Origin of the sequence: Mycolicibacterium houstonense, assembly GCF_900078665.2 — a bacterium.
Taxonomy (GTDB): Bacteria; Actinomycetota; Actinomycetes; order Mycobacteriales; family Mycobacteriaceae; genus Mycobacterium; species Mycobacterium houstonense.
Window position 1 is genome coordinate 1361748 of sequence record NZ_LT546207.1, and the last position, 9474, is coordinate 1371221.

10 protein-coding genes are annotated in these 9474 nt (G+C 67.7%); 3 read left to right on the forward strand and 7 right to left on the reverse strand.

Annotation, left to right across the window (positions count from 1 at the left end; genetic code table 11):
- Window positions 1–23: 23 nt before the first annotated feature.
- The 3 genes from BN4332_RS06830 to BN4332_RS06840 all read right to left on the reverse strand — a co-directional run bounded on the left by BN4332_RS06830 (window position 24) and on the right by BN4332_RS06840 (window position 2948).
- Window positions 24–1166 carry a hypothetical protein gene (locus BN4332_RS06830; protein WP_084459199.1) on the reverse strand — a complete coding sequence of 381 codons (1143 nt, stop codon included), beginning with the start codon at window positions 1164–1166 and terminating at the stop codon, window positions 24–26.
- Between the two features lie 70 nt (window positions 1167–1236).
- Window positions 1237–1863 carry an MBL fold metallo-hydrolase gene (locus BN4332_RS06835; protein ID WP_066897764.1) on the reverse strand — a complete coding sequence of 209 codons (627 nt, stop codon included), beginning with the start codon at window positions 1861–1863 and terminating at the stop codon, window positions 1237–1239.
- Window positions 1860–2948, reverse strand: a complete 1089-nt coding sequence (locus tag BN4332_RS06840) for an S-(hydroxymethyl)mycothiol dehydrogenase (RefSeq protein ID WP_066897765.1) — start codon at window positions 2946–2948, stop codon at window positions 1860–1862. The genes BN4332_RS06835 and BN4332_RS06840 overlap by 4 nt, the downstream gene beginning before the upstream one ends.
- 102 nt (window positions 2949–3050) lie before the next feature.
- On the opposite strand from BN4332_RS06840, the gene BN4332_RS06845 reads away from it, so the two are divergent.
- The 3 genes from BN4332_RS06845 to BN4332_RS06855 all read left to right on the forward strand — a co-directional run bounded on the left by BN4332_RS06845 (window position 3051) and on the right by BN4332_RS06855 (window position 5408).
- Window positions 3051–3935 (forward strand): chemotaxis protein CheY, encoded by an 885-nt coding sequence (locus tag BN4332_RS06845; protein ID WP_235654036.1) that lies wholly within the window; start codon window positions 3051–3053, stop codon window positions 3933–3935.
- Window positions 3936–3946: 11 nt separating this feature from the next.
- The gene (locus tag BN4332_RS06850; RefSeq protein ID WP_066897767.1) at window positions 3947–4780 is read left to right on the forward strand and encodes a serine hydrolase domain-containing protein; all 834 of its coding nucleotides are present in this window, start codon (window positions 3947–3949) and stop codon (window positions 4778–4780) included.
- 115 nt (window positions 4781–4895) lie between these two features.
- The gene (locus tag BN4332_RS06855; protein WP_066897768.1) at window positions 4896–5408 is read left to right on the forward strand and encodes a DUF3145 domain-containing protein; all 513 of its coding nucleotides are present in this window, start codon (window positions 4896–4898) and stop codon (window positions 5406–5408) included.
- Window positions 5409–5424: 16 nt separating this feature from the next.
- Here BN4332_RS06855 and BN4332_RS06860 read toward each other — a convergent pair whose 3' ends face one another.
- The 4 genes from BN4332_RS06860 to BN4332_RS06875 all read right to left on the reverse strand — a co-directional run.
- Window positions 5425–5949, reverse strand: a complete 525-nt coding sequence (locus BN4332_RS06860) for a hypothetical protein (RefSeq protein WP_066897769.1) — start codon at window positions 5947–5949, stop codon at window positions 5425–5427.
- A 3-nt stretch (window positions 5950–5952) separates the two neighbouring features.
- Window positions 5953–7284 carry a DUF4185 domain-containing protein gene (locus tag BN4332_RS06865; RefSeq protein WP_066897770.1) on the reverse strand — a complete coding sequence of 444 codons (1332 nt, stop codon included), beginning with the start codon at window positions 7282–7284 and terminating at the stop codon, window positions 5953–5955.
- 121 nt (window positions 7285–7405) lie between these two features.
- Window positions 7406–8860 carry a flavin-containing monooxygenase gene (locus BN4332_RS06870; protein WP_066897771.1) on the reverse strand — a complete coding sequence of 485 codons (1455 nt, stop codon included), beginning with the start codon at window positions 8858–8860 and terminating at the stop codon, window positions 7406–7408.
- Window positions 8857–9474, reverse strand: a 618-nt coding sequence (locus BN4332_RS06875; protein ID WP_338066752.1) for a patatin-like phospholipase family protein, incomplete at its 5' end; no start/stop codon positions are given. The genes BN4332_RS06875 and BN4332_RS06870, both read right to left, overlap by 4 nt.

Below are 9474 nucleotides of genomic sequence, written 5' to 3' on the forward strand. Positions count from 1 at the left end.
GCTCAGCGTGATCGCAATGTCGCTCACCCGGGCGTTGCACCGATCATCGACATCAACGGATCGGTGGGGCCGATGTCGAGGGTGCACTCGCTTGGCCGCGGATCCGGCACGAAGGCCCAGAACATCGCACCTGCGGTCCCCATCGTGCGCATCTGGGTGATGACATCGCCGAGGACTTGTTTCCGCTCACGCAGCGAATCGCAGGACCCGGCTTCCATGCCGATCTCGGCGACAAACAACGGCTTTCCGACCGCACGTGTTTGCGCGACGCGGCGCTGCAGCCCGTCGTACACGTCTCCGGGCAGATAATCCATGTGTTCGTAGTAGTGATACTCAAGCACGTCCACGCCGGGCGACGCGGCCACGATCTCGAATTCGTGTCCCGCCGATCCGCACTGCCCACCGCCCGCGTGACCACTGAAGATGACGGAGCCAGGGTCCAATTCGCGGATCCGGGCGCCGGAGGCATCCAGGAACGCGCGCAATGTCTCCGGCGCGGTGGCGTGGCAGCTGCGCTTGGTCCAATGGCAGGTGTGATCCAGGCAGTAGGACGGCTCGGGTTCGCCCACCGCGGTCCACCCGGCAAGCGAGGGGGAGCCGCCCCAGCGCTGGACGGCGGTGTCCAGCCACGCGGCGAATGTCATTGGCAGACCGTGCGACACATCGGTGCGCCAGCCACCCGCGTACCAGTCGAAATCCTTGAAATAGTCGTTCTCGCAACCGCCGTCGTCACTCGTGAGCACGGCGATCAGGAGCTGCCCATGGCGTTCGGCGGCCCGGAACACCGCATCGAGCGAGGTGAAGTCGAGCTGTCCGGTGTACTTGTTCACCGCGAACCTGGAATAGGCGTTGAAACGTGTCACCGAATGTGGTGGCAGGCTGCCGAAGTACGAGTCGAGATCGACCTGCGCGCCGCATCCCGCATTGATGGACCAGTTGGTGGCCAGTTGGTATGCGTTGATGCCGATCGGCCACACCGGTTTGCCATCGAGCGTGAGCGAGGTTCCCGAAACTCCCAGCCGAGGGACGGGAGCCTGGCCGCTGGTCGGCTGAGCGGTCAGGCTGGGCAGCGGAGGCATCGGCTCGGGAGCCGAGGGAGAACAGGCCATCGCGACCAGCAGTGCCACGCAGAGCAACACCGCGGTGCGGAATGGCCTGTCGACCATGGACCCAGGTTATCGACTCACTTGCCGTCGCAAGCGTTAATGCCCGGGCCGTTTGGGCTCTTCCTCCTCGTCAGTGCCCGCGCGCAACCCATTCGTCGTAGTGCACGATCTCGTCGCCGATCGTGGTGGTGTCGCCGTGGCCGGTGTAGACCACGGTCTCACCGGGCAGCATGCCGAGCCGTTTGGAGATCGACTCCAGGATCGTCGGGAAGTCCGAGAACGACCGCCCGGTGGCACCGGGCCCGCCCTGGAACAGGGTGTCGCCGGAGATCACCGCGCCCAGCTCCGGGATCGACCAGCAGACCGATCCGGGGGAGTGGCCCGGAGTGTGCAACGCGTGCAGCTCGATGCCGCCGGCGCGCAGTACCTGGCCATCCTGGACGGTGCGAAAATCCTTGTCCGGGTGAACGGCTCGCCACAGCATCTCGTCGGCGGGGTGCAGGAGCACGGGGGCGTCCAGCGTCGCGCCGAGTTCGGGGGCGACGGTGATGTGGTCGTTGTGGCCGTGGGTGCAGACCACCGCGACGACGTTGCGACCTCCCACCGCCTCGACGATCGGGGCGGCGGTGTGAGCCGCATCGAACACCACGACATCTTTGTCGTCGCCGACGATCCAGATGTTGTTGTCGACGTCCCAACTGCCGCCGTCGAGTTCGAACTTGCCGCTGGTGACTACGCGCTGAATGTTGGCAGTCACTTCAACACCACCACGGACCGCAGCACCTCGCCGGAGTGCATCTTGTGGAACGCATCCTCGATCGCGTCCAGGCCGATGCGCTCGGAGACGAACTTCTCCAACGGCAGCCGGCCCTGCAGGTACAGGGAGATCAGGGTGGGGAAGTCGCGCTCGGGCAGGCAGTCGCCGTACCACGAGGACTTCAAAGATCCACCGCGGGAGAAGAAGTCGACCAGCGGCATCTCCAGCGTCATGTCCGGGGTCGGAACACCGACCAGCACCACGGTGCCCGCCAGATCACGCGCGTAGAAGGCCTGCTTCCAGGTCTCCGGCCGCCCGACCGCGTCGATCACCACGTCGGCCCCGAAGCCGTCGGTGAGATCCTGGATGGTCTCGACCGCGTCGAGTTCCCGGGCGTTGATGGTGTGAGTGGCGCCGAAATCACGGGCCCAGTCGAGCTTCTTGTTGTCCATGTCGACCGCGATGATCTTCTTAGCGCCGACCAGTGCGGCACCGGCGATCGCCGCATCACCCACGCCACCGCAGCCGATCACCGCCACCGTGTCGTCGCGGGTCACCGCACCGGTGTTGATCGCGGCGCCGATCCCGGCCATCACGCCGCAACCCAACAGGCCGGCCACCGCGGGGTCGGCCGCGGAATCCACCTTGGTGCACTGACCTTGGTGCACCAGCGTCTTGTCGGCGAACGCGCCGATACCCAGGGCCGGCGTCAGTTCGGTGCCGTCGGTCAACGTCATCTTCTGCGACGCGTTGTGGGTGTCGAAACACAGGTTGGGGCGGCCCCGCTTGCACGCGCGGCACTCGCCGCACACGGCACGCCAGTTCAGGATCACGAAGTCGCCGGGCTCGACGTGGGTGACACCCTCGCCGACGGCCTCGACGGTGCCCGCGGCCTCGTGGCCGAGCAGGAACGGGTATTCGTCGTTGATGCCGCCCTCGCGGTAGGTCAGGTCCGTGTGGCACACGCCGCAGGCGATGATGTCGACCACCACCTCGCCGGGACCCGGATCGGGGATGACAATGTCGACCAGCTCGACCGGCTGACCTTTGGACCGAGAAATCACACCACGCACCGTCTGGCTCATGCCTATAACCTAATGCAAACCGGACAGGTGTCCGCTGGGTGGGAGTCTCGAGTCGTCCGCCGAATCCCGGCCCCGTCGCGCATGCCCGCGCTACCGTGGGTTGTGGTCGACGATCGAACCCAGTTGCTGACGGTCGCACGCTCGGCATTTCGGCGAAATGACTGGCGCACCAGCTACGAATCCTTCAGCCGTGTCGCCCGCGTGCAGACCCTCGACACCGATGATCTTGCCGTATACGCCTCGGTCGCGTGGCGGCAGGGGCATGGTCGCGAATCCGTACGCATCAACGAGCAGGTACACACCCGGCTGTTGCGTACCGATCCGGTACTGGCCGCGACGAAGGCCGCCGAGCTCGGCCTGGCCTGGCTGGCCCGCGGCCATCTGCCGCTCGCCGCCAGTTGGGCCCAGCGCGCCAGGACCCTGCTCGAGGGGGTGCCCGAAACCGCCGCGCACGGGTATCTGGCATATCTGGTCGCGGTGACCGCGGCCGACGCCGGTGACCATGTGCAATTCACCGGGGCGGCAAACCAATTGGCCGCGATCGCCGGTCAACTGAATGATGCCGCCCTGACGACGTTGGCCCGCGCGCTCGACGGCATGGCCGCCGTCGCCGCGGGCGACGCGGCCGGGTTTCAGACCTTGGACGAGGTGCTGCTGCCGGTGCTCGACGAGCCCGTGCCGGTGGAGTGGGCCGGCGACGTATACCGCCGGGCGCTGACGCTGGCGCGACGCCATGACGACGGCGTGCGGTTGGCGTCCTGGGCACAGTCCATGCAGCAGTGGTGCGACGCCACGGAATCGGAATCCAGCGAGTCGGCGTACCGCGCGGTCTGCGACGTGCACCGGTTGGCGGCGGGCGCGGACGCCGGTCGACCCGAACTCCTGCAGCGCGTGGTCGGCCTGCGTCGGCTGGTTGCCGACATGGACGCGGTCGCAGCGGCCATGGTCGAGGACTTGCTGTCCGGGAGTCTGGGGCGGGCCCGATAGATTTGGGCCCGATGAGCGCTGCCGATGTCCTCAAGGTGATCGATGACTGGCCCGTCGACTCTGCCGCCGCGGCGCTGGTCGGCCCGTCCGGCGTGCTGGCCTCCCACGGCGACACCGCCAAGACGTTCGCCCTGGCGTCGGTGACCAAACCTCTGGCGGCCCGGGCCGTGCAGATCGCGATCGAGGAGGGGGCAGTCGACCTCGACACCCCGGCGGGTCCACCCGGCTCCACAGTCCGCCACCTGCTGGCCCATGCCTCCGGTGTGGCGATGCAGTCGGCCGACATCCTGGCGCGGCCGGGGCAGCGTCGCATCTACTCCAATTACGGATTCGAACTGCTGGCCCGCGCCGTCGAGGAAGCCACCGACATCGAGTTCGGCAGCTATCTCACCCAGGCGGTGTTCGAGCCGCTGCGGATGTCGTCATCCGTACTGTCGGGCGGGGCGCAGGCGGCGGGGTTCGGGGCGGTTTCGACCGTCGCCGATCTGGCGGTGTTCGCCGGTGAGTTGTTGCGGCCCGCGCTGGTCTCGCAGGAGTTGCACACCGACGCGGTGACGGTGCAGTTTCCGGGGCTCGACGGAGTGTTGCCGGGATTCGGTGCGCAACGCCCGAACGACTGGGGGCTCGGCTTCGAGTTGCGCGACGGCAAATCCCCGCACTGGACGGGGTCGGCAAACTCGCCGCGCACATTCGGCCACTTCGGGCAATCGGGCACGTTCTTGTGGGTCGATCCGGCCGCTGACCTGGCCTTGGTGGTGCTCACCGACCGGAACTTCGGTGACTGGACCTACCCGCTGTGGCCGGCCATATCTGATGGAGTGCTGAGAGAAAACGGGACAGACTAGCGCAACACCAGTCTCACAAGGCACAATAGACACGCGCGGCACACACAACTGCATGCTCGATCGGAATCACCAGGTCGTTGGGGAAGACGTCCCTCGTGAGCCGAAGGAGTAGCAGATGCGTGCGTCGAACCAGTTCGCCGACGCGGCGACGGGCGTGGTCTACATCCATGCCTCACCCGCGGCGGTATGCCCGCATGTGGAGTGGGCGTTGTCGTCGACCCTGTCGGCGCGGGCGAACCTGAAGTGGACCCCGCAACCGGCCATGCCTGGCCAGTTGCGCGCGGTGACCAACTGGGTGGGGCCCGTCGGCACCGGGGCGCAGTTGGCGAATGCCCTGCGCTCCTGGTCTGTGCTGCGCTTTGAGGTCACCGAGGATCCCAGCGCCGGAGTGGACGGGCACCGCTGGTGCCATACCCCCCAACTCGGTTTGTGGAGCGGCGCGATGAGCGCCAACGGCGACGTGATGGTCGGCGAGATGCGGCTGCGTGCCCTGATGGCCGGCGGCGCCGACATGTTGGCCGCCGAACTGGACACCGTGCTGGGCACCGCGTGGGACGAGTCGCTGGAGCCCTACCGCAACGGCGGTGACGGCGCCGAGACCTCCTGGCTGAGCCGGGGAGTGGGCTGACCCGGACGCCTGCCGCTCAGCCGCGCTGCCACAGGCAGTAGCCGCTGAGCTTCACCGTGAACATGTGATCGCTCACCTCGAAGGTCAGCGGCCGGCCCGGCTCGCCGGTGAACGTCACCGGCTCGGACGTCTTCCCGGCACCCAGCACGTCGACGACCTCGACACCGCACCGGGCCTCGGTGGTCTGCGGACTGCCCGTCCAGGTGCCGGCTTTGGCCTCGGGGTTCCGGCGGCCCTGTCCGTGCAGGATGAGCAGCGGCCCGGTGGTCAGCCATCGGTTCGACGACGGATAGGGATCATCGGACGGTTTCCATGTCCCGCCACTGCACTGCAGTAGGCGCCGATTGTTGCCGGCCGGACCGTCACCCATGAGAGTCAGGGCGCCGGATTGACTTTCGGCGCACGCGGCATCGGCCTGGGGCGCCGTGGTCTCCGGGGGACCGGGCGGCACCGGCTCCGGTTCGGCCCGCGCGCAGGCACTCGTGGCGAGGGCGGCGGCCACGGTGAGGGCCGCCGCACTCAACACCGTCATCGGGCGCATGGCCTACACCGACACCGTCTTCATCGACGCCAGGTCCGTGCGCATCAACTGGACGTTGTAATCGCCCCAGTAGGACAGGTTGTAGTACAGATACTGCGANCCGCCGGTGCCGTACCAATCATGCACTCCGGCAGGATCGCCGGGGTACTTCGCGCCGACACTGACGACCGCACCGCTGAACTGGAGACCGTCGGACAGGTCGGTGTCGCTGGTGCGGAACAGCACGTTGTTGCGCCAGTCACCGGTCATACCGCGGCCGCTGTAGGTGTCGCCGAACATCGTGTAGATGATCGCCTTGCCCGTGGTGGGGTCGACGTACCCGCTGTTCCACATGATCCCGAGATCCGTGCCCGCGACGTACCAGTGGTCGGTGACGCCGGGGCCGGTAACCGGCCCGAGCTTGTCGGTGAACTCCGCCAGGGACTTCGGCACCTGAGGCTTAGGGGTGAGATCGTCGGTCTGGATCGCGGCGTTCGGCGTGACCGCCGCCATCGGCCGGATGTCACCCTCGGCCACCACCGACGCGGCATCGTTGACCGACACCAGGTTGGTGGTGGTGTTGATCGAGCGCTCGAATTCCCTTCGGGTCCAGGCCATCATGGCCCACAACGCCGGGGACTGGCCGGGCGCCACCGGGGTGCTGCCCGCACCGAACGGGGCCAGGCCAGCCACCCCCAGCAGTGCCGACACGACCGGCGGCGCGGCAATCTTCGGTGCCTCGGGTGGTTCGGTTGCGTTGATCGCGGCGGTCGGAACGACGCTGCGCTCCGGCAGGTCGACGGCGGGGACCGCGGTGGCCACGGTGGTGGCCGCGTCACGGCTGCGCCGCGTGACGTTCTCAGTCGCTTCCTTGATCGCGGTGGCCACCGGGTTGGGCCGCGGCGTCCGTTCCGCGTCGTCGCTCTTCGGCTCGGGCAAAGATGTGGCTTCGCCGGTAGCCGGGGTGGACGGGGCGGGCCGCTTGAAATCGGACTTGCCGGTGCTCACCGCGCTTCGTTTGCGTGGCGGCTTGGTGGTCTTGCCGCTGAGCTGGGTGCGTGACTCGTCCACCCGAGTCTGGGTGCGCTTCAACGCATCTCCGACATGGTCGAGACCGGTCTCGATGTCCTTGCGGACCCGTTCCGAGAGGTTCGACAGGGGGTCTTTGCGGTTCGGTGTCGTGGACGCGCCCGGATTCTTGGGGCCCGGTGAGCTCGCTTCCGACGATTCGGCCTTGCCGGAATCGCCGCCTGTCTCGTCGGCCCACGCCACGCCGGTGCCCGACGTCAGTGCGGTGCCGATGCCCAGGGCAACCGCCAGGGCACCGACGCGGCCGATGTATTTGGTTGAATCCATGACGCTCCGTGTCTCAATCCGCAAACCCCGGCCCCATTGAAAAGTACCGTGCGCTGTTCGGGGCGTCGGGCAAACACGCCGAATCGCCGGAACCGGGGCCTGAACCGGGACCGCCGGAGCATCACCTGACCTGGTAGTGCGCGGGTTCCGGGGCCGACAACATGCGGGTGAGGGTGGCCCGGTCGAACGGCCACAGGTCGATGGTGCCGTTGTCGGTGAGGTACCACGAGTTGCAGCCGGTGTTCCACACCGTCGGTCCGAGTGCATCGGCAACCGCGGCATTGAATTCGTCGGTGGCCGCCTCGGTGACCTCGACCTCGGACAGTTCGCTGTTCTCGAAACGCTTGAGCCACTGCACGATGTAGCGCGCGGTGAGCTCGGCCGAATACTGCAGCGGGATCGAGCCGGTCGGGGAATTCGGCCCGAGCACCGTGAACAGATTGGGGAACCCGGGGATCGCCGTCATGCGATAGGCCCGCGGGCCCTTGACCCAGGCGTCGTCGAGGGTGATGCCGTCGCGACCCACGACCGTCATCGGCCGCATGTAGTTGTGGGCCTGAAATCCGGTGGCCAGCACCACCACATCGACGTCGTGGACAGTGCCGTCGGCGGTGCGGATCCCGGTCGGGGTGAACTCCCGGATGGGATCGTCGATCAGGGCGGTGTTGGCCCGCTTGATGGCGCGGTAGTACGTGCCCGAGACCACCTGCCGTTTACACAGCGGCTGATAGTCCGGGGTGAGTTTCGCGCGCAGTGCCGGGTCGCGAACCTGGACCTTCAGGCTCCATCGGGCGTAGGACTGCACGAGCCGCCGGCGCCACGATGGTGTGGTGACCACGTCGGCGAGGATCCCGGCCGCCCACTGGAGCCGCTGGAAGAGGAAGTCGTGCCAGCCCGGGCGCCGGTCCAGGACCTTGGCGACCACCGCCGACTGCCGGATGGACATCGGTGCCCACAGGATCCACTGCGGCGAGCGGGCGAAGTGCAGCACCGACCGGGCGTGCGGTTGCAGTGCCGAAACCACCTGGACGCCGGTGGATCCCGTGCCGATCACCGCGATGCGCCGACCGGCGGTCTGCAGTTCGGGATCCCAACGGGCGGTGTGCACGATCGGTCCGTCGAAGGTGTCCATGCCGGCGATGTCGGGGACGAACGGGTGGTGCAGCACACCGGTGGCGCAGACGACGAAATCGGCGGTCAGGGTATCGCCGCCGGCGGTCGTCAATGTCCACGTCATGGCCGTGCTGTCGTAGCGGGCCTCGGTGACCTCGGTGTTGCACCGCAGATGCGCGTCGAGTCCGAACTGCTCGACCACGTCACGGTGATAGCGCTGGATCTCGTCACCGGAGGCCCAGATGTGGCTCCAATCCGGTTTGGGTGCGAAGGAGAACTGATAGATCTGTGACGGCACGTCGCAGGTGAGTCCCGGATACCGGTTCCAGTGCCAGACGCCGCCGACGTCCGAACCCTTTTCCAGCACCGTGAAATTCGTGAACCCGGCCTGCTTGAGGGTGTAGGCGGTGGCGATGCCCGCCATCCCGGCGCCGATGACGACGATACGTACCTCGCGGCTCATCGGACCTCCTCACTGAGGGTCAGAGCCCGGCGCACGGTGGCGGGCGCGGTGCGCATCGATGCCTCGAAGGCCTCTCGTCGTCGGCCCCGGCGCATGAAATGGGCACCGAGGCCGGCGAGGTCGGCTGCGTCGGGACGGATGACGATCACCTGCGTGCCGCGAGCGCGCACCGCCGCGACTTCCCGGTCCAGCCCGGCCGACATCGTCCGGCGCAACAAACGGTGCTCCAGGACACCACCGAAACCCGGTGCCCGCGTGCCGGTTTCGGATGCCATGGGGGTGATCAGGTAGACGGTGTCAGCCTCGTCGCGGGCGATCAGGTCGACCGAGGCGGTCGATGCGGCACCGCCGTCGACGAAATGCCGGTCGCCGATCGCGACCGGGGGCATCCAGCCCGGCACGGCCCAAGACGCGCGTAGTGCCTCTCCTGCAGTGGCGGTCGGAGCGTCAGGGGCACCGAATGCGACGCGCTCGCCGCGCTGGTAGTCGAACGCGACCATCCGGACGCCGGGATGCGGTAACCATCCTGTGGGGTCGGCGAATCCGTCGGCCAGCCGCTGCAGCCAGCCCGCGTTGCCGCGACCGACCGGCGCGATACCGGTCGCGGCGGCGAG